This window comes from Vibrio sp. 1641, from assembly GCF_033339995.1.
In the GTDB taxonomy this organism is placed as follows: domain Bacteria; phylum Pseudomonadota; class Gammaproteobacteria; order Enterobacterales; family Vibrionaceae; genus Vibrio; species Vibrio alginolyticus.
Genome location: NZ_JAWOVP010000509.1, coordinates 1 through 518 on the forward strand (window position 1 = coordinate 1; position 518 = coordinate 518).

Annotated in this window: 1 protein-coding gene; it reads left to right on the plus strand. The window is 46.1% G+C overall.

The annotated features are described in order from the left end of the window. A partial coding sequence (locus R7Z47_RS26835; RefSeq protein WP_318131024.1) for a winged helix-turn-helix domain-containing protein occupies positions 1 to 518 on the plus strand: 518 nt, incomplete at both ends.

The following is a 518-nucleotide window of genomic DNA, read 5'->3' on the forward strand; positions in this document are numbered from 1 at the left end:
GCTGAACCCTTCCCTGATTTAGTATTACTGGATTGGATGTTACCTGGCGGTAGTGGCATTAATTTTATCAAACACATGAAACGTGAAGAGCTTACACGCAACATTCCTGTTGTGATGCTGACTGCTCGCGGTGAAGAAGAAGATAAAGTTCGCGGTTTAGAGGTTGGTGCAGATGACTACATTACCAAACCGTTTTCTCCTAAAGAGTTAGTTGCTCGCCTTAAAGCGGTTATTCGCCGTGTTACGCCGACCGCATTAGAAGATGTGATTGATGTTCAAGGTCTCAAACTCGATCCTGTTTCTCACCGTGTTACTGCGAATGATGAAGCGGTTGATATGGGGCCTACCGAGTTCAAGATGCTGCACTTCTTTATGACCCATCAAGAGCGTGTTTACAGCCGTGAGCAGCTGCTAAATAACGTGTGGGGCACCAATGTTTATGTTGAAGACCGTACTGTTGACGTTCATATCCGTCGTCTTCGTAAAGCACTGGAAGCTGCCGGTCACGACAAACTGAT